Origin of the sequence: Arthrobacter stackebrandtii (assembly GCF_017876675.1) — a bacterium.
In the GTDB taxonomy this organism is placed as follows: domain Bacteria; phylum Actinomycetota; class Actinomycetes; order Actinomycetales; family Micrococcaceae; genus Specibacter; species Specibacter stackebrandtii.
The window spans coordinates 1,309,272-1,328,663 of record NZ_JAGIOI010000001.1; the positions used below are offsets into that span (position 1 = coordinate 1,309,272).

Consider the following 19,392-nt stretch of genomic DNA (forward strand, 5'->3'; position numbering starts at 1 on the left):
CTGCGGCAGCCGGCGCCCGTGCTGATAGCGTCGATCGTGAATCCAGACAGACACGGGGAGAACACATCATGGCAGTGGCAGGCACCGGCTTCTCTGAAGCCGATTGGGAGGGCCTGGCCCTTGAACGGCTGGCCGAGCCGTTGGGCTGGAAACCCGTGCACGGCGAGGACATTGCACCCGGGAAGGGTGAGCGCGAGTCCTGGTCCGAGCTGCTCATCCGCCCCCGGCTGCTGGCCGCCTTGCAAAAGTTCAACCCCACGGTGCCGCTGCAGTACATCAAGCAGGCGCTGGCGGAGATCACCTCCCCCAAGTCCAATGACGCCATCACCGAGAACCAGCGCATCCACGCCTACCTGGTCCACGGCTACAAGCTCAGCTACATTGACCCCGACGGCGCCGACGTCAACGCCACCATCCACCTCCTCAGCGCCGACCCCGATCAGAACGACTGGCTCGCCGTCAACCAGGCCACCCTCATTGCCGGCGACTACAAACGGCGCTTCGACCTGGTCCTGTATTGCAACGGCATGCCGGTGAGCATCATTGAGCTGAAGAAGGCCGGCAGCGCCCAGGCCGATCTCGCCGCCGCCCACGCCCAGCTGCAGACTTACCTGCGCGAATTCCCCATGGCCTTCCGCTTTTGCGTCTTCGCCCTCGCCAGTGACGGCATCAGCGCGAAGTACGGCACCCCGTTCACACCGTTCAACCACTTCTCACCATGGAATGTGGATGACGACGGCGATCCCGTCCCCTTGGGCTTCACCATTGACGGGGAAGTTGTCACCGCCATGGAGACCGCGTTGCTGGGCCTGTACAACCAGGACCGCTTCCTGCAGCTGCTCAACGATTTCACCGCATTCGATGAAAACGCCAACGGGCTGAGCAAGCGGATCGCCAAACCACACCAATACTTCGCCGTCACCAAAGCCGTGGGAAGCACCGTCCAGGCGGTGGAATCGAACGGGAAGGCCGGCGTCGTCTGGCACACCCAGGGATCCGGCAAGTCCATGGAAATGGAGCTGTACACCAACCGGGTGATCCGCCACCCCCGCCTGAAAAACCCGACGGTTGTGGTCATCACCGACCGCAACGAATTGGACGGCCAGCTCTACGAAACCTTCACCCAGAGCCAATTGCTGCCCGAGGCGCCGCGGCAGATCAAGCGCCGCTCCGAGCTGCGGGAGGAACTGGGAAACCGCACCACCGGCGGCATCTACTTCACCACCCTGCAGAAGTTCGGGCTCAGCAAGGCCGAGAAGGACTCCGGCACCGTCCACCCGCTACTCTCCGACCGGCGCAACATCATCGTGGTGGTGGATGAGGCGCACCGCAGCCACTACGACGACCTGGACGGCTACGCCCGCCACCTGCGCGACGCCCTCCCCCACGCCACGCTGATCGCCTTCACCGGCACGCCCATCTCCTTCGATGACCGCAACACCCGCGACGTCTTTGGCGATTACATCGACATTTACGACCTCACCCGTGCCGTGGACGACGGCGCCACCGTGCCCGTGTATTTCGAGCCGCGCCTGATCAAGGTGGGCCTGGCCGGTACCATCACCGAGGAGGATCTGGACAGCGCCGCGGATGACGCCACGGTGGGCCTGGACGTGACGGAACGGGCACGCATCGAGGCGAGTGTCGCCGTCGTCAACGCCGTGTACGGCGCACCGGAACGCATCGCCGCCCTCGCCGAGGACCTGGTTGCGCACTGGGAGCTGCGGCGGGCCGCCATGCACAAGTTTATCGAGGTGCCGGGCAAGGCCATGATCGTGGGAGGGACGCGGGAAATCTGCGCCCGCCTGTACAACGCCATTGTGACGCTGCGCCCGGATTGGCACTCCGGCGAGCTGGACAAGGGCAGGATCAAGGTGGTGTATTCCGGCGACGCCACTGATGCCCCGCCCGTCTCCGACCATGTGCGGCGCGACTCCGAAAACGCCGTGATCAAGTCCCGGCTCAAGGACGCCGAGGACGAGCTGGAACTAGTGATCGTCAAGGACATGATGCTCACCGGATTCGACGCTCCGCCCCTGCACACCTTGTACCTGGACCGGCCGTTGAAGGGTGCCCTGCTCATGCAGACCCTGGCCCGGGTGAACCGGACGTTCCGCGGCAAGGAGGACGGCCTGCTGGTGGCGTATGCACCGCTGGCGGACAACCTGGCCAAGGCGCTGGGCGAATACACGAAGGACGACCAGGCCAACAAGCCCGTGGGCAGGAACATTGACGAGGCGGTTGCCCTGACGTTGGGCCTGTTGGGGACTCTTGGTCAGCTGCTGGCCGGCTTCGATTGGCGGGCAGTTTTGAAGAAGGGCGGGTCCAAGGCGTGGCTCAATGCCGCCACGGGGGCCACCGCTTTCCTGCGCGACCCCGCGCATCCGGGGAACGCGCCGTCGGAAGATGAAACGCTCGCTTCTAAGTACCGCCGCTACAGCGGGCAGCTCTCGCGGGCGTGGGCGTTGTGCTCCGGCTCCGGCGCTTTGGAGGAGGTGCGCCTGGATGTGCAGATGTATGAGGAAATCCGGGTATGGATGGCCAAGTTCGACGCCGCCGACCGCCAGGCCGCGGGCGAACCGATCCCGGAGGACATCCAGAGGCTGCTCGGCGAGCTGATTGCCGGGGCGACGTCGTCGGGCGAGGTGCTGGACATCTACTCAGCGGCCGGCATGCCCAAGCCGTCGCTGGATGACCTGACGCCGGAATTCCTGGCCAAGACCAAGTCCGCCCGTAACCCGCAACTGGCCATCGAGGCGCTGCGCAAGCTCGTGTCCGAGGAATCGGTGGCGACCACGCGCAACAACATTGTGCGCCAGCGCGCCTTCTCCGAGCGCATCACCGAGCTCATGCGCAAGTACACGAACCAGCAGCTCACGAGTGCCCAGATCATTGCCGAGCTTCTGGCAATGGCTGCGGAGATCAATGCCGAGGGCAGCCGCGGCCAAGCCTTCGACCCGCCGTTGAATTCCGACGAACTGGCCTACTACGATGCGGTGTCGGAGAACGATTCCGCCGTGGACGTCATGGGCGAGGGGAAGCTGGCGGAGATCGCCCGTCAGCTGGTGGGCGTCATGCGCCGCGACATCCGCACCGACTGGACCGTGCGCGACGACGTCCGGGCGAAGCTGCGCTCCTCCATCAAACGGCTGTTGGTGATCAACGGCTACCCGCCGGACAGCCAGCCCGAAGCCATCAAGCTGGTCATGGAACAGATGGAATCCATGGCGCCGCGGTTTGCGGAGGCGCGCGGCTGAGCTGCCCCTGGCGCACCCGAGCCCGCCAACTTAACTGGACAAACGGCGTCAATTGTCCAACTTGATCGCTATTGTCCGGGAAAGCTCCTGCTGCGCCCCACGGGTGACCTAAGCTGCGTGTGGCAGCTCACATCACAACGGTGTGTGGGGGCTGCTTCCATCCAGCCGTCCCGCGCCACCAAGGAGCCCAGACATGTCGCCCCACGAAACCGTTGATGATTTAGCCGCAGAAGCAGCTGCCCTCGGCGGGCCAACCGTATCGCAGCAGGAATTCGACGAACTTTTCGAGCAGGTCAAGACGTGGGGGAAGTACTCGAACCCGTCGGCCGGAGCCTGGGAAGCGGTGGGGCCGGCGGCCGCCATCGAGGCGGCATCGCTGGTCAGGACCGGAACCACGGTGTCGATGGCTCTGCCCTGGAATACGACCAGCGGACCCGGCAATGCGAACCCGGCCCTGCACTACATGACCGACCTTGGCGTGCGTGAAGCCCCGGAGCCCTCCTGCAACAAGGATTTCATCGGCGTGGACTACCACGGCAAGGCCGTGAGCCACCTCGACGCCCTCAGCCACATCGCCTACAAGGGCCAGCTGTACAACGGCAACAGCTCACGCGACACGGTCACCGCCGTCGGTGCAGAGTTTGGGTCCGTGACGGCGCTTGGCACATTCGTGGCCCCGGCCGTGCTGCTGGACTTCACCGTCCTGTTCGACGAACCGTGGCTCGAGCCGGGGAAGGCCATCCGGGCTTCGGACATTCTGGCAGCCGAGGAAAAGCTCGGAGTCAAGATCCAGCCGGGCGACGCCGTCCTGATCCGCAGCGGTCACTTCCGACGCCAGCGCGAATGGGGCGTCTGGGACCCCTCAAACTCAAGTGCCGGCCTGCATGTTGACTGCATGCCGCTGCTGGCGGAGCGCGACATCAGATTGCTGGGTGGCGACGGCGACTCGGACGTGCGCCCGTCCCCCACCCCGGGCATCCACTCCCCCGTCCACATCCTGGCCATCACCGCCATGGGGCTGCCGCTGCTGGACAATCTGGACCTTGAGGCGCTGGGGCAGGCCTGCAAGGACGAGGGCCGCTACCGCTTCATGTTTGTGGTGGCCCCGCTGAACATTCCCGGCGGCACAGGCTCACCGGTCAACCCGATTGCGGTGTTCTGATGACATTCACAGTTGGGATTTCAAGGGACTTTCTGGGCGCTGACGGAAAGAACGTCTGGGGCGACATTGGCCTGGACGGGCTGGATGCGGCAGGGATTCCGTGGGAGTACATGGACACGCTGTCACCTGCCCTGACTCCGGATCAAATGGAACGCTACGACGCCATCCTCTATGCCGCCCCGGCCGTCACGGCCGGCTCGTTCGATGGCGTTGCGAACCCACCCGTCCTGCTGGCGCGCTTCGGCGTCGGCTACGATTCCGTGGACCTTGACGCCTGCACCCGTGCGGGCACTGCCGCGACCATCACGCCCGACGGCGCGCGCCGGCCGGTTGCGACCGCCGCCCTGGCCATGCTGTTGTCCGTGGGACACCGCACCGTGGTCAAAGACCGCCTGGTGCGGCAGAAGCGGTGGGACCTGCGGGAAAGTTACATGGGCACCGGACTCACAGGGAAGACCATCGGTTTCCTCGGCGTGGGAAACACCGGCAGTGAACTGATCCGGCTGCTCGAACCCTTCAACGTTCGGTGCATCGGCTACGACCCCTACTGCCCTCCGGAGCGGGCCAAGGAGATTGGCGTGGAACTCATGGAGCTGGACGAGGTCGCAGCCCAGTGCGACGCCCTCGTGATCATGGCACTGCTGACCGAGGCCACGCACCACATCGTCAACGACGCCCTCTTCGCCCGGATGAAGCCCACTGCCACGCTGATCAACATTGCCCGCGGGCCGATCGTTGACGAGCAGGCACTCATCAAGGCGCTGCAAAACGGGACCATTGCCGCCGCCGGTCTTGATGTGTTTGAAGAGGAGCCGGTGGCCAACGAGCTGCTCGAGCTGGAGAACGTGACACTGTCGCCGCACTGCCTGGCCTGGACGGACGAAATGTCCTTGGGAAACGGTTCCAGCTGCGTCCGCGCCATCATCGATGTGGCGTCCGGTGTTGCGCCGCCCTTCATTGTCAACAGGGATGTGGCGGACACCGCCCTGTTCAAGGAGCGGCTGGAACGCCGGCTGGATTCGGCTGCAGCGCTGACCAGCAGGTAAGACAAGAGGTCCGACGGCAGCCATGCGGGCTGCCTCTGTCGACTGCGGCCACTGGGGTCCACATCGAAGAGATGTGGGCCCCTTTCATGTGCCTGGTTGCGGCCGAGCGCACCGGCAGTGGTTGGCGCGAGGGGCCCGTCAACACGAAGTGCCAGGCCCCTGCATGGGCAGGGGCCTGGCACTTCGTGTTGGAAAATAAGTGGGGACCGCGGATTTAGACGGAAGTTGCGTCCACGATGACCCCCGCGGAAGCGCTCCCGTCGTCGAATTTCCCGTGAATGCCGTCGGGCACGGGCATATGGGTGACGAATCCACGCCGTCGTATGGCTTCTTCCCCACCGGCACTTTCAATGATGGCGGCCTGGTCGCTGAATGCCTGGGCATTGACCACTTCCGGATCGCAGATGCTCCTCAATTCTTGGTGCATCGCATCGGCCAGGGTGGTGTATTCCGGGTCCAGGATCAGGTTGCGCCGTTCGTGGGGGTCGGTCTTCAGATCGAACAGCTGGCTCGCATAGTCTCCCGCGTACTCGACATACTTGTACCGCCCCCGCTTGGCCATGAAGATCCCCGTGCTGGAACCGGCCGCGTGATACTCGGCAAAAATGAGTCTGTGCTCGTTGGCGGGGGCTGCCATGACCTCCAAGAGTGATGTGCCAGGGAGGTGGGCGTATTTTTGGCTGCCCGCTCCGATGGCTTCACACACCGTGGGAAAGATGTCCACGTGGCTTACGGGGGTGGAGACACGCCTGCCGCGCTGGACGTTGTGGCCGGCCGCGATCATGGGCACGCCCACAGAGCCCTCGTACATGTTGTTCTTCCACCAAAAGCCATGGTCTCCGACATTGTCACCGTGGTCAGCGGTAAACAGAATCAGGGTTTCCTCTTCCAAGGCCAGTTCTCTGACCGTGTCCAAAATTTCCCCGACCCTGTCATCAAGGAACCGGGTCAGGGCCATGTAGGTGCGCTTCGCATTGCGCACCTGGGCTTCCGTGAAAGGCTCGGCGTATCCGTAGTAGCCACGCAGGATCTCCAGGACGGGGTGCTGCTGGTCCCCCTGCCAGTCGACGGGAAGCTCGACGGCGTCCGGATCCACCGAATCGAAGTACTTCTGGGGCGCTATGAGGGGATGGTGGGGCGACACGAGCGACACAAATAGGGCCCATGGCGAGTCCCTGGTCTTCGCATCCCGCAGCCAGGAACTGGCTTCAGATGCCACGGCCTGGTCGAAAGCACAATAGGATGAATTGCCTGCACCGGCTCCCCGGATCATCTTCGAGAGTTCCGGCCGTGGCTGGATGTTCGCTCGAAGCAGGGAAAAATAGTCCGGGGCTGAGTCAGTCCCGATGGCAAGCCTCTGGTCAGGGAAGCCGACGTCGGCGTTGTCCTTGTAGTGGAGCTTCCCAATCGTGGTGACCTGCACTCCGGATTGCTCCGCTACGTGTCCCCAACTCGGTTTCTGTCCGTTGTAGGGCGTTGCGTTGTCCCAATGGCGGGTCTGGTGCGGGTACCGTCCCGTGGCGATGGCTGCCCTGGCCGGCACACAGATGGGGCTATTGCAGTAGGCGGAATCAAAAACGGTGCCTTCCCGGGCCAGCCGGTCAAGGTTCGGGGTCAAACCCGAAGTGGCCCCATAAGCCCCGAGGTATTTCGGGTTCAGCTGGTCGGCCATGATGAATAGGACGTTTGTCATTTCACTTTTCTTTCAAAAAATCCAAGGGGTCTCGGGCACAGAAAGCTTGCCCGTCGAGGATGGACGGACCAGCCTCCAAAGTGAGGACCTTACCTCAAGGCGTCCGTGCCCTCCGGATTGGTTTCTCGGTCAAGGGACTGCCGGGTGTTACGGTGCCGCAAGCTCCAACTTTTTCACATCCGCTGTCTGTGACCGGTGCTGCTGCTCGTCAGCCGGCACCACATGAGCCAATCGGGGGTCGATGAACAAGCGGAGGCGGGATCCCCGTTCCGGGGCGACTCCCCGACCGAACCTCACGGACAATGGCGTGCTGGAAGCGGGGGAATCCACCGTGCAGCTGCGGAAGCTGCCCATGAACATCGAGTCTGCGACGGTCGCATTGATGACGTTGTCCCCGTCTGCCCTGTCCGCAAATTCAAAGTCCTCCGGCCGGATGGCCAGCCTGGCAGTTTCGCCCTCCCGGACGCCGGCTGCCGCCGATGCCGAAAGCCTGGTGCCGTCTTCCAAGACGACGATTGCTTCATGCGAGACCGGGTCGACTTGCGCCACAGTGACATCAAGCCAGTTGGTCGTGCCGAGGAAGTCCACCACATAGGAGCTCACGGGAGAGGAGTACAAATCCTCAGGTTTTCCGTGTTGAACGACTTCACCAGCGTTTAGGATGGCGATGGAATCCGACATGCTCATGGCTTCGATCTGGTCATGCGTGACATAAATAAAGGTGATGCCGGTCCGCTGCTGGAGGGCGCGCAGCTCGACACGCATGTATTCACGCAGCCGGGCGTCAAGGTTGGACAAGGGCTCGTCCAGCAGTAGGACGGATGGGCGGGACACGAGGGCCCGCGCCAACGCCAGGCGCTGCTGTTGCCCGCCTGAGAGCTGGGCAGGGTTGCGCGAGGACATCCCCTCCAGGCCCACCAGGGCCAGGGCTTCCTCAACCCGGCCCGGAATATCACCCTTGGAAACTTTCTTCATCTCAAGTCCGAAGGCCACATTCTTGAAAACGCTCATGTGGGGCCAGATGGCGTACTGCTGGAAGACCATGCCCATGTCACGCTTCTCCGGCGGCAATGTCTTTCCAGGTGCGGAGAGGATCTTCACATCTGAGAAGATTTTGCCTTCATCAGGTTCCAGGAAGCCTGCAATCATGCGCAGCAGGGTCGTCTTGCCGCAGCCGGATGGACCCAGGATCGAGGTGAATTGGCCGCCGGGGATTTCCAGGCTCAGATTTTTGACCACGTGGTTTCCCTCGTAGATCTTGCTGACGTTCTGTACTGAGATGGAGCTCATTTGGATTCCTTCCGTGCAGCTTTTCGCTGCGGCCGTTCCGCCCCGCCGCGGTTCAAGCGATTGGCGAGATTGGAGACGATGAGCAGCGCGGCGATGATGGTGACAGCAAGGGCTGCCACCGGGCCGAACTGTCCCAATTCATTGAGTCGGATAATTGCGATGGAGATGGTTTCGTTGCCGGAGGAGTACAGCACAATAGTTCCGCCAAGTTCGTTCATGGACGGCATGAGCACCAGCAGCCATGCGGCAATGATGGTGGGTGCCAGCAGCGGCAATGAAATCCTTCTGATCGCCGTGAACCAGGTGGCCCCGGAAATCCGTGCGGCGGCTTCAAGGTCCGGGCTCAGTTGGGAGAGGCCCGAGTTGAGCGCACGGGTGGCCAGCGGGAGAAACCTGACGATGTAGAGCAGCAACAGCAGCGCCGACGTGGCGTACAGGAACCGGAACGGTGGGTTGATGACCGCCAGCAGCAGGCCGAAGCCAATGACAGTGGCCGGCAGGCCAAGTGGCAGCGCTGCGATGTAGTCCGGAACATTGCGGGCCTTGGAGCTGGTCCTCGCGGACACGTAGGAAATCATCAAGCCGATGAGTACACAGATGGTCGCGGCCGCAGCCGCCAGGCCTGCAGAGTTGGCCACCGCCCGGGCGGTCACCGGGTCGTCGACAAACGCCGTCGTGAAATTGTGCAGGGTGAAGTTGGCCGGGGACAGGAAATCTGTGGGCTGGGCTGCGAAGGCGCCCGAGACGAGTACGGCGAAGGGCAGCACTGTCGCGACGATGGCGAACAGGATTGCGAGGGCCGCAGCAGGCCAACGCGCCTTGCCCAGGCTCATGCGCATTGGGGTGATGCCCCTGCCCGCCACGGTGATGAAGGACTGCTTGCTCAAGACCCGTCGCTGGACATAGAGCCCGACTATGGCGAACAGCACCAGGATCAGTGCAAGGACAGCCATTTCGTCCCACCGCGGCGGGTAGCCGCCAAGTGAACTGACGATGCGTGTGGGAAGGAACGTCAACCCCGCGGGACCGCCGAGCACTGCCTGGGGACCAAACTCGGTCATGGCGATGATTCCTGCGAGCAGTGCGCCACCTGTGACGGCCGGCGCCACGAGCGGGAGCACGATGCGGCGGATGACAGCTGCACGCGACGCCTGAAGGGTCTGTGCTGCTTCGATCAGCGGGCCGTCGATGCGCTTGAGCGCGTCGTGGACCATGAGGTAGCTGAACGAGCAGACGTGAAGGCTGATGACCACGACAAGCCCCGGCATGCTGTAGATGTTGAATGTCGGTAGACCCACACTTTTGAAAGCCGTGTTCAGGACCCCTGCCTGAGGACTGAGCAGCAGCGTAAAGGCAATGGCCGTCAGGTATGGGGGTGTCACATAGGTCGCGATGACTGCCGTATGGATTGTCTTGCGGAACGGCCCGTCGGAAACGGCCGTGTACCAGGCCAGCGGCACGCCCACGGCGATTGCTCCCACGGCGCACGAAACACCGAGGATGAGTGTGTTGGAGATGGTCGTCAGCAGCGTTTCGGAGCTGAAAACCGAAACGAAGGCACTGAAGTCAAACCCCTTCGGTGCACCGAAGGCCGTGGCCAGGAGCCAGCCGATCGGATAGGCAATGAGAATCAGCAGGACAACGATCAGTGCGGCGATGGACAGGGGCGAAGTGGGGACCTTGAAGGACCGCTTTTGAGCCCGTTCCCGCTGCCTCGGAAGTTTGGTGGCGGTCATGTCACTGGCCCCATTCTCCACCGAAGATCTTGGCCAGCTTGCCTTGGGCTTCACTGCGCTCCTCAGCGTACTTCTTGTAGTCAGGGACCATGAGCTTGATTTCATCTAGGGGAACGCTTCCAGCCGGCTGGGGAACGCCGTCCCGGGAGACATATTTCTTGCCCACGTCGGCCATGATTTCCATGCCTTCCTGCGACAGCCAGAAGTCGTAGTAGAGCATGGCTGCGTTGGGATGCGGCGCATTCTTCACAACGGATATGGCAGCAGGCTCCAGCGGCACACCTTCACTCGGGATGGTGTAACCGGTTTTCCCGCTGTCGACCTGTGAACTCAGGGCGTGATTGTCATTCTGGGCGATGCCGATGCCCCGTTCGCCGCGTTCGAGCGTCTGCCGCAGCAGTTGTGGCGTCTCAACCTGGAGCGGCTTGCTGGCTCCCCATTTCTCCAGCTGGTCCCAACCAATGTTTTCGCCGAGGGTCCAGAGGCGGGCAGCCCCGGACCCTTGGGCATCACTGAAAAATGCCAGCTGGCTGCTGAATTTCGGGTCCGCGAGATCTGCCCACGATGTTGGCGGGTTGGCGACAAGCTCCTTGTTGTAGGAGATCACGCCCAAGGTCAGCCTCGTATACGTGTAGTAATTGTCCGGATCCTTGAAGTCGGAACGGATCTTGTCAGACTCTGCCGAAACATATGGTTGCGTCAGCCCTTCCGCCTTGAGATAGTTCATTCCCGGCACGTCCGAGGTCTCAATGACATCGGCCTTGATGGACTGCGCCCGCCCTTCTGTGATCAATTTGCTCACGGCGTCCTGTGAGTCACCGCGGAAGTACTCGACCTTGATCCCATATTTTTTGGTAAAGGCTGCGTTGATTGCGTCGAGGGCCTTTACATCGACACTGGTGTAAAGGGTCACCGACCCTTCGGCCTTTGCTGCCTCCACGTCGGGAGCAGTGAGGTTGGATGCTGACTGTGGGGTGTCCCCGGCACCGCCACAACCCGAAATTAGCGCTGCTGATAGTGCGATGGCCAAAGAAATGATGGCACGCTTGCGGTTCAGGAACGATCCTGCCGCAACTGCCGGTCGAGATGAGTTCTTCATTGATCCTCTTCCTGTGATGCTGCTCTGGGGTGGTGCTGGGTTCAGCATCCGTCATGGTGTTCGAACTTCATTCCAAGCTCCTCCGTAATGAGGCTGCTGGCGCCCTGCCGGCGAGGCCGGGCCTGTCCATCTGCTAGATCATAGGAGCCAAAACTACCGCCAGCCGAGGTTTTCCGGGGAATCCGCAGGCATCCGAGCATATGTTCAAGAATGACGACTATTTGAGTGAGCCACGTCATAATTCGACTCGCCGCACCCACTCTTGCACCGCGGAACGGCTGCAAATCCAGTGCAACCAAGAACATTTGTGCAGCTTCGGCAGAATAGTCACCAAGCAGTTCACTTGCCGGCGGCCTCACTCGATACTCGAATGGAAACCACCAACCGCACGGAAGAAGTTGACATGACAAATCCCAGCACTTCACTGGCCCCGGCACATCCCGCGGCGTCATTCAAAATAAAAATGCACCACGTCTGCCTCGTTGTTGCCGACCTCGAGGCCACACGGGACTTTTATGTTGGGGCGCTCGGGTTTACGGAGATCATCCGCCCCACCGACTTTGTTTTTCACGGAGCATATTTCCACAACGGGGACGTTGAGGTTCACGTGGTGCGGGAGAGCAAGCCCGGAAAGCTCAAGGCTGAGGCCATCGCGTGGGACCACGATGAACTGCGAACGGGCCTCTGCAGCCACTTTGCCGTCATGGTGGACTCCTTCGAACCATTCCTGGACGCCCTGGCCAAACGAGGCGAATCACGGGTGGGCGGCCCCCGTGTCCGGGACGACTTTGTGGAGCAGATCTACATCTCAGACCCTGACGGGAACATCATTGAGCTGCTGACCCAGCACGACGAGGCGACAGGCCGCCAGCGCCGGCTGGACATCTTCGACCAGGGCATCGCCGTTCCAGTTGCCCCGGGCTACCCGCTCATCGACCCGCGGGTCAAGTTTGGGCCTAACGGCTGAGTGCAGCCAGCAGTTCCCTTGCGGTGGATTCGTCGGTGACCAGCTCATTGACGAATCCGCCCTTGATGGCGGCGGCCAGGGACCCCACTTTCGGGGATCCCGAAACGACCATGACGCGGCGGGGAATCTCCAACAGCTCCGGCAAGGCTATGCCGATAATGCGGGATGCCAGTTCGGATTCCACTTCCTCGCCCCGGGAATCGAAGAAGTGGCCGCACAGGTGTCCCACCGCCCCGCGCCCTTCCAACTCGGCAAGGGCAACCGGCGACACCGGACTGTAGCTGCCTGTGCCATCAAAACGCTGCATTGAACCCAGGCCGAGAAGTGCAACGTCGCTGGCACGGGCGCGCTCCAGCCCGGCCTGCACTTCCGGCATTTCCAGTGCCTTGTCCCGCACGGTGGCTTCCCGGTAGACAAAGTTGGCCGGCAGCGGCGAAAAGGCCGCGCCGAGGCGGCGGGCGATGTTTTCGGCGACATGATTTCTCTCGTCACTGTCAGTGTTGACGCGCGGCGGGCAGGCCAGAAGATCGACCACGGTGAGCTGGGACTCCGCCCCGGGTTCCAAGGCGGAGGCTACCGCGGCCAAGGTCCGGCTCGCTGCCACACCCAGTTGCACCCCGCCGGACAGCGTGGCCTCCAGGTAGCGGGCAGCCACATAACCAAGCTGGTTGGCCTTCTCCTGGAGGGATTGCGGCCGGTCCATCGAGATGACGCACACGGCGAGGCCAAACTGCCTTTTGAGTTCCTGTTCCAGCTTGGGCAGGCGGTCGACGGGAGGACCGATACGGATCTGGACCACGCCGCGCAGCCGCGCCTCCGACAACAACCTGGAGACCGTGGCCCGCGAGACGTTCACGGACGCTGCGATCTGGGCCTGGGTCTGCCCCTGGATATGGTAAAGGTAGGCAATTTGCTGGATCAACCGGTCGTTTCGCCTGCTGTGGTCGGTCACCTTCGAACTCCTTACCTGGCCATAAGCGCGGATTCCCGCACCTCGATTATAGGCGGGTGGCCGCAGCCACATCCCGGCGCTGCCAGCCCTTCCCCGGTTTCGGCCATCACGGCCCTTGCCCTCCCCGAGGCGGAGGGGGAAATATTGTAGGTGGGGGATTTTCACATCTTCAAGCACCTGTTGCGGAGGGCCGAGTCATGTTGCATTTGAAAGACTTCGATCTTGAGGATCTGGCCATGGCATTGGAAAACCACTTCATGGACTACGACACCTTCTTCTGGGTGGATCCCGCCACGGGCAAGATTGAAATGTGGAGTGAAGGAGTTGCTGACGAGGCCGAGGCGGAAGGCTGGGACGTTGATGAACGCGGCGGCATCCGCATCGACCCCATTGAATCCTACGAGGGTTACCGCGACATGGCGGTCTTCATCTCCATGGTCTCTGACCAGCACTGCAGGGACAGGCTCACCCGTGCGATCGACCGCAGCAAGCCGTTCCGCCATTTCCGCGATGCGCTCAGCCAATTCCCCGCTGAGCAATCGGAGTGGTACGCGTTCCATGACAACCTCATGAAGCGCCGGGCCATTGAGTGGATCCAGGAAAACGGCATGATCGAGCCGGCGGAGGCAGAAACTGCGCTGAACCTGCTTCGGGCAGAGGCCCTGGAGTACCAACCCGGAGAAGGGCAGCCCGACTGATGCCGCATCCGGGAAAACACCCCGGAAGGTGACGGACCCTTAAAAGCCGAGTGCCGCCGTCGTACTTGAAGAAGTACGACGGCGGCACCGGAACCAGGTCTCGACGAGCTCGACCAGCGAAGGCTTACGCCTCGACGATGATGACCGTGTAGACGGGCTTGCGGCGCAGCTGGCGGTCGGACCAGCGCAGCAGGGCCTGGGCCACGGCCTTCTCGGCGTTGGGGCCGGTCTTTTCGCCGCGCAGGCCGGTGATGGTCTTTTCGACCAATCCGGCGGCCTTGGCGACGTCCTTGTCCGTCAGGTTGAAGCCCACGGAGAAGAATTCCGGGTCCTCTTCGATCTTGCCGGTGTCGGGGTTGACGATCAGCAAGACCGTGACGGCACCGTCTTCGGCGAGGCGGATGCGGTCCTGGAGGGACTCCTCCGTGGCCGCACCGGCAACCATGTTCTCGACGTAGACGTAGGCTGCGGGCACGGTGCCGCTGATCTTGGCGACGCCGTCCTTGAGGTCAATGGCGGTGCCGTCCTCAACGATGAACGTGTTCTTCGGCTCGACACCGGTGCGGATGGCCAGTTCTGCGTTGGCCTTCAGGTGGCGGTACTCGCCGTGCACGGGCATGACGTTCTTGGGGCGGACCAGGTTGTAGCAGTACACGAGCTCGCCGGCGCTGGCGTGGCCGGAGACGTGGACCTTGGCGTTGCCCTTGTGGACCACGTTGGCGCCCTGCTTGGTGAGGTCGTTGATCAGGCGGTAGATCGAGGTCTCGTTGCCGGGGACCAGCGAGCTGGCCAGCAGCACGGTGTCGCCCTCGGTGAGGTTGATCTGGTGGTCGCCGCTGGCCATGCGCGCCAGCGCCGCCATGGGCTCGCCCTGCGAGCCGGTGCAGATGAGGACGGCCTTGTTCGGGGCCATCTTCTCCAGTTCCTTGGCTTCAACAAGCATGCCGCGCGGGATCTTCAGGTAGCCGAGCTCGCGCGCCGTGGTCATGTTGCGGACCATGGAGCGGCCAACGAAGGCAACCTTGCGGTTGTACTTGTGCGCGGAGTCGATGATCTGCTGGATGCGGTGCACGTGGCTGGCGAAGCTGGAGACCACAACGCGGCGCGGGGCCGTGCGCAGGACCTGGTCGATGGCCGGGATCAAGTCGGCCTCGGCAGCCAGGAAGCCGGGTACTTCAGCGTTGGTGGAGTCGGGCAGGAACATGTCCACGCCCTCCTCGCCCAGGCGGGCAAAGCCGGCCAGGTCGGTGATGCGCTTGTCCAGCGGGAACTGGTCCATCTTGAAGTCGCCCGTTTCCAGCACGAGGCCGGCAGGGGTGCGGATGGCAACGGCCAGGCCGTCCGGGATGGAGTGGTTGACGGCGAGGAATTCGACGTCGAAGGGACCGAACTTGCGGCGGTCGCCTTCCTTGACCTGGATCATCTTGCCCTTGATCCGGTGCTCTTCCAGCTTGGTCTTCAGGAAGGCAAGGGTCAGCTTAGCGGAGATCACGGGGATGTCGGCACGGTGCTTGAGCAGGTACGGGACACCGCCAATGTGGTCCTCGTGGCCGTGGGTCAGCACCAGGCCAACAACGTCCTGCCAGCGGTTCTTCAGGTACGAGAAATCGGGCAGGATCAGGTCAACACCGGGATGCATTTCCTCAGGGAACAGCACGCCGCAGTCGACGATCAGCAGCTTGCCGTCGTATTCGAAGACGGTCATGTTGCGACCAATTTCACCCAGGCCTCCCAGGGCGACAATGCGCATGGCCCCATCAGCAAGGGCGGGCGGGGTCTGACGAACAGTTCTTCTCATGGGTTCCAAACTTGGTGCTGTAGTGGGCGTTCTGCCGCGGCTGTCCGCAGCTTTCTTGTGCGATGCATTCGGCCAGAAGTTGGTCCAAAGTCGCTAAAAGTTAAGGGGGATTGCTCCAACCCCGATTTTACCACCGCCGCCCGCAGCCCAACGCCAACTGCCGCCGTCGCTGGATGTACGACGGCGGCACTTGTGTTTGGGTTGCTCCCCACCAACATTGGGGTTCTGAGATTACTTCTTTTGTCTCTCGCGGAACCACGCAATGACCAGCCCAAGGGCCGCCCCCGCCGCCACTCCGATGACGATGTTGTCTATGACGATTCCTGCCGCCAGGCCGACCACGAGTCCCAGGCCGAGCCCCGCGCCGGTCCCCTTGTTGGGCGCAGGATTGCCCGTTTTCGGCCTCTGGTCTTTGTCCGTCGTCTTCTCAGTCATCCACCGGGGGTAACAAGGAAGATCCATCGGCAGGGCGGACAGCCCGTAACTACCCCGCGGCTTCCGGTGTTTCAGCCGATCTGGGCTGTCGAGCCGCCTCCGTGGGAACGTGCAGCTCGGTTCTACTCCAGTTCGATGGCCCGCACCGAGCCGGGCCCGTCGATAAGCAGCATGATCCGCGGGCCCGCACCGTCCACCGAGGCGATCGCCGCGGCCAGTTCTTCCTCGGTGGCCTGGTATTCGTCGCCGGCCCTGGCCAACAGCCGGACCCGGGCACCCGTCGACTTCGCCAACGCGGCACGGAGCGGACGGGCATCCCCGCCGGCCACCAGGAGGATTGACTCCAGGGCGCCGTCCGCCTGGGTTTCGGTGGTTTCCAGCACCGTGCGGTCCGCGCGCCAGACTACAAAGTGGTAGAGCGAAACCAGTGCGGTGGCCGTGAGCAACCCGATCGGCGCCCGGACCGACTCGAGCAGGCCCGAGGCCAGCCTGTCGGGTTCCAACAGGAACTCGATGAACCGGAATCCCGCCACCAGAAGTGCGATCAGGGCGACCACAGCGCTGATGCCGAAGACCGCGACCAGGTAGACCCTGCGCCCGCGGGGATCCGCGGGCTTCCCCGGCCGCCAGGCCCGCCACCAGGTCACCGCGCCAAGCACCAGCCAGATCAACCCCGCCAGCAGCAGGCTCCGGGTGTTGTCGCCGGCCAGCGGGGGAACCAACGAAGCAAGTGCTGCGTTGATGCAGACCCCGAGCCCCGAGGCGCCCGCCGCCAGGCCGAGTCCTGAGACCACCTGGCGCCCGGCTTCCAAGGTGCCGGGCAAGCGCCCTGCGAACCATGCCGGCGCGAGGCTGCACACCAGGGAACCGGCAAGGGCAGTGCCCAGCGCCAATGGCGCGGGCGCAAGCAGCTGCAACGACGGACCACGCAACGCGGCATTGCCGAACGTGTACAGCAGGTACCCGGCGCTGCCCAGCGTTGCGGCGCCGGCGGCCAGGACCCCCACGAGCACCAGCGCAACATCGGCGAACCCGCCGCGCACCAACCCCATGCCCCGGCGTACCCAATGCCACCACCACACGGCCAGGCCGCCGGCGATCCAGGGCAGCTGCGCCAGCATGCCCTTCCACCAGGGGCTGCCGATCGAGGGTGCGTGGAAGAACGTGCCAAGGGCCGCGGAAAAGACCACAGACAGCGCAAACGCCACCGCGGTGGCTCCCACGAGCAGGCCGTACCAGCTGCCAAGGATCCCGGGCAGGTTCGGGAGGCTCCGGGGCGCGATCCGGGCATTGCGCCAGATCCGCTGGTGCCACCACCAGACCCCGCCCCATACCAGCGCCGCCGCGAGGTCCTGCCCCCAGCCGTCGGTGCGGCCCATGGCCAGAGTGCCCAGCAGGGAGAACGACGAGGTGCTTGCCGTGATCAGGGCCGTGGCGTACATCGCCGCCAGGTAGAGGCCCCAGGCCGGTGCCGCGGATTCAGCCGGTTGCAGCAGCCTTTTGGACAGCGTCCGCCACAGCAGCAGTGCCAGCGGGCCCGCGATGACCAGGAAGGCGATCGCCCTGGCCAGGGCCGAGGTGCGCCCGGTCCCAGCCGTCTCGCCCGGGCTCATTCCAAGGGCGAGCAACCCCGAGGCGCCCATAGCCGCGACGGTGACCAGTGTGAAGAAGAGAATGTAAAGCACCAGGCGTCGCACCGTGGGCAGCGCGCCCGTGGCCTGGGCACCCGTTGTTTGCGCAGAGGCGGCCATCTCAGTTCACCCCCTGGTCTGTGCAGGCCAGCAACGGCCAGGGTGCGGCGTCGATCGCCCAGCTGTCCTGCCGTTTAACAAGGGCGAAGGAATCCTCGTACCCCGACTCGCCCAGGCCGAAGGGGCCGCGGACCCGAGTTTCGGTGATCGAAACCAGGACCTGGGCGCCGGAGCCGGTGAGCTTGGTGGACAGCAGTGCAACCCGCACGTCTGCCTGGCCGGGGTTTGCCCCCGTCGGGCAGTCACTGGTTGCCTGGGCCGTCAGCAATGCAGCGGCCTGTTCATGGTCACCTGCCAGCAACGATGCTACGTAGCTTTGCACGACCCCCTCGGGGGAACGCGGATCCACCGTGGCACCGCCCGCACGGGTGAGCACCAGCACGAGCGCGAGGACAACCAAGAGCACCGTGATGCCGAGCAGGATCAGCGGCGTGCGGTTCCCGGCCGTTGGCAAGATTTTCATGCCCCAATTATGCAGGGGAAACCACTGCGCGCCTACCTTATCCATCCTGCCGGCCGAATTCCCCCGCTATTCAGGTAATTTCCGTTGCAACGTGATCGTTGTGGCCCACGCCGGGCAGGGTGGGAACCGTGTTGCAACGCGCAGCAAGAGCATACTTGGCATCAAAGTCACCGTCACCGCACCAAGGCGTCGAATGTGAGTTCATGGATGCTTGCGGGAGCTTTGCCAAGGTCTCCCACTTTTGCCACACGCCACTGAGGCGCTGCAGGCGGCCGTCACACCAACGGCGCCCTTGCCCCGGTTGAAGCCCTTGCGCCCGACCATTATGCAGCGATGCGAAGCGATCCGCCGAGAGCATGCGCGATCCTTGACAGCATGACCCCGCCAGGGGCTTGCGCTCCGTTCTCAATTGCTGAGATTACGGCCTGCCGGGTTCCAGCGCGGCGAGCAAGCTCTGTCTGCGTCAGGCCCGCTGCAGTCCTTGCGCCGTAAACGAGTTCCGCCAACTCCAGCCTTGCCTCCGCTTCGATGGATGCGGCGTCGTATTCTTTTCGCTCGGCGGCGGTCATGGCGGACAGCGAGTCGTCCCTCACCTGCTCCCAAGGCGTTGGGTTTGTATTCATTTCTTCTTCCTTCCCTTGTCCGAAGTGTCGTCTTGCGCGGCTACCCGCCTTGCTTCGTGGACGGCCTGCGCCCTCCGTGCCCGCAGGATCTCCGCCCGTTCGTTCATCCGCTGCTTGCGGAACGTCGTCAGCGTCACTGCCTGCCGTACCGGGTCCAGCACGTAAGTGATGCGACGGGCCATGTTTTCGGCGGTAAACCGCAACTCATGCAGCCCCTCACCCAATGGTTTCGTGTGCAGCATCCGCAACATGTGCCCCTGGGTTGCCAAGCGTTCAATGACACGGTCTGCCACTGCCTTGTCCGACGGGCTCAATCCGACATACCAGATGCGGACTTCCTCGGACAGCAAAACGGACCATCTCATGCATCATGTATACCAAGGAGGAGATATCCGATGGTGATGATATTTGTTTCCCAATTT

The 19,392-nt window shown here is 63.2% G+C and carries 16 protein-coding genes; 5 read left to right on the plus strand and 11 right to left on the minus strand.

What is annotated here, in order from left to right; genetic code table 11:
* Positions 1 to 68: 68 nt before the first annotated feature.
* The 3 genes from JOF48_RS05425 (at position 69) to JOF48_RS05435 (ending at position 5,465) form a co-directional block, all read left to right on the plus strand.
* Positions 69 to 3,257, plus strand: coding sequence for a type I restriction endonuclease subunit R (locus tag JOF48_RS05425; protein ID WP_209678147.1), 3,189 nt, complete (start codon positions 69 to 71; stop codon positions 3,255 to 3,257).
* Positions 3,258 to 3,450: 193 nt separating this feature from the next.
* A complete protein-coding gene (locus JOF48_RS05430) occupies positions 3,451 to 4,419 on the plus strand; it encodes a cyclase family protein (protein WP_209678150.1) in 969 nt (322 codons plus the stop codon).
* Positions 4,419 to 5,465 (plus strand): NAD(P)-dependent oxidoreductase, encoded by a 1,047-nt coding sequence (locus tag JOF48_RS05435; protein ID WP_245346412.1) that lies wholly within the window; start codon positions 4,419 to 4,421, stop codon positions 5,463 to 5,465. Before JOF48_RS05430 ends, JOF48_RS05435 begins: the two co-directional genes overlap by 1 nt.
* A gap of 214 nt (positions 5,466 to 5,679) precedes the next feature.
* Here JOF48_RS05435 and JOF48_RS19550 read toward each other — a convergent pair whose 3' ends face one another.
* From JOF48_RS19550 to JOF48_RS05455, 4 genes are all read right to left on the minus strand, one after another.
* Positions 5,680 to 7,158, minus strand: a complete 1,479-nt coding sequence (locus tag JOF48_RS19550; RefSeq protein ID WP_245346413.1) for a sulfatase family protein — start codon at positions 7,156 to 7,158, stop codon at positions 5,680 to 5,682.
* A gap of 147 nt (positions 7,159 to 7,305) precedes the next feature.
* The gene (locus JOF48_RS05445; protein WP_209678153.1) at positions 7,306 to 8,448 is read right to left on the minus strand and encodes an ABC transporter ATP-binding protein; all 1,143 of its coding nucleotides are present in this window, start codon (positions 8,446 to 8,448) and stop codon (positions 7,306 to 7,308) included.
* Positions 8,445 to 10,184 (minus strand): ABC transporter permease, encoded by a 1,740-nt coding sequence (locus JOF48_RS05450; protein WP_209678156.1) that lies wholly within the window; start codon positions 10,182 to 10,184, stop codon positions 8,445 to 8,447. The genes JOF48_RS05445 and JOF48_RS05450 overlap by 4 nt, the downstream gene beginning before the upstream one ends.
* 1 nt (position 10,185) lies before the next feature.
* Positions 10,186 to 11,283 carry an ABC transporter substrate-binding protein gene (locus JOF48_RS05455; protein ID WP_209678159.1) on the minus strand — a complete coding sequence of 366 codons (1,098 nt, stop codon included), beginning with the start codon at positions 11,281 to 11,283 and terminating at the stop codon, positions 10,186 to 10,188.
* A 403-nt stretch (positions 11,284 to 11,686) separates the two neighbouring features.
* On the opposite strand from JOF48_RS05455, the gene JOF48_RS05460 reads away from it, so the two are divergent.
* Positions 11,687 to 12,250, plus strand: a complete 564-nt coding sequence (locus JOF48_RS05460; protein ID WP_209678162.1) for a VOC family protein — start codon at positions 11,687 to 11,689, stop codon at positions 12,248 to 12,250.
* On the opposite strand, the gene JOF48_RS05465 is transcribed toward JOF48_RS05460, so the two are convergent.
* Positions 12,240 to 13,202 (minus strand): sugar-binding transcriptional regulator, encoded by a 963-nt coding sequence (locus JOF48_RS05465; protein ID WP_209678165.1) that lies wholly within the window; start codon positions 13,200 to 13,202, stop codon positions 12,240 to 12,242. The two genes, JOF48_RS05460 and JOF48_RS05465, sit on opposite strands and share 11 nt — an antisense overlap.
* 197 nt (positions 13,203 to 13,399) lie before the next feature.
* Here JOF48_RS05465 and JOF48_RS05470 point away from each other — a divergent pair, with 197 nt between their 5' ends.
* Positions 13,400 to 13,900, plus strand: coding sequence for a UPF0158 family protein (locus tag JOF48_RS05470; RefSeq protein WP_209678168.1), 501 nt, complete (start codon positions 13,400 to 13,402; stop codon positions 13,898 to 13,900).
* Between the two features lie 124 nt (positions 13,901 to 14,024).
* Here the strand turns inward: JOF48_RS05470 and JOF48_RS05475 are convergent, their stop codons facing one another.
* The 6 genes from JOF48_RS05475 to JOF48_RS05500 all read right to left on the minus strand — a co-directional run bounded on the left by JOF48_RS05475 (position 14,025) and on the right by JOF48_RS05500 (position 19,335).
* Positions 14,025 to 15,650: a ribonuclease J gene (locus tag JOF48_RS05475; protein ID WP_209678170.1), complete on the minus strand. Its 1,626-nt coding sequence runs from the start codon at positions 15,648 to 15,650 to the stop codon at positions 14,025 to 14,027.
* Between the two features lie 279 nt (positions 15,651 to 15,929).
* Positions 15,930 to 16,133, minus strand: a complete 204-nt coding sequence (locus JOF48_RS05480; RefSeq protein WP_209678174.1) for a hypothetical protein — start codon at positions 16,131 to 16,133, stop codon at positions 15,930 to 15,932.
* Positions 16,134 to 16,255: 122 nt separating this feature from the next.
* On the minus strand, positions 16,256 to 17,884 hold the full coding sequence (locus JOF48_RS05485) for a DUF5671 domain-containing protein (RefSeq protein ID WP_209678177.1): 1,629 nt from the start codon (positions 17,882 to 17,884) through the stop codon (positions 16,256 to 16,258).
* 1 nt (position 17,885) lies between these two features.
* On the minus strand, positions 17,886 to 18,347 hold the full coding sequence (locus JOF48_RS05490) for a hypothetical protein (RefSeq protein WP_209678180.1): 462 nt from the start codon (positions 18,345 to 18,347) through the stop codon (positions 17,886 to 17,888).
* 323 nt (positions 18,348 to 18,670) lie between these two features.
* On the minus strand, positions 18,671 to 18,970 hold the full coding sequence (locus JOF48_RS05495) for a helix-turn-helix domain-containing protein (protein WP_209678183.1): 300 nt from the start codon (positions 18,968 to 18,970) through the stop codon (positions 18,671 to 18,673).
* Complete coding sequence (locus tag JOF48_RS05500; RefSeq protein WP_209678186.1) at positions 18,967 to 19,335, minus strand: type II toxin-antitoxin system RelE/ParE family toxin; 369 nt, start codon at positions 19,333 to 19,335, stop codon at positions 18,967 to 18,969. The genes JOF48_RS05495 and JOF48_RS05500 overlap by 4 nt, the downstream gene beginning before the upstream one ends.
* Between the last annotated feature and the right edge of the window lie 57 nt (positions 19,336 to 19,392).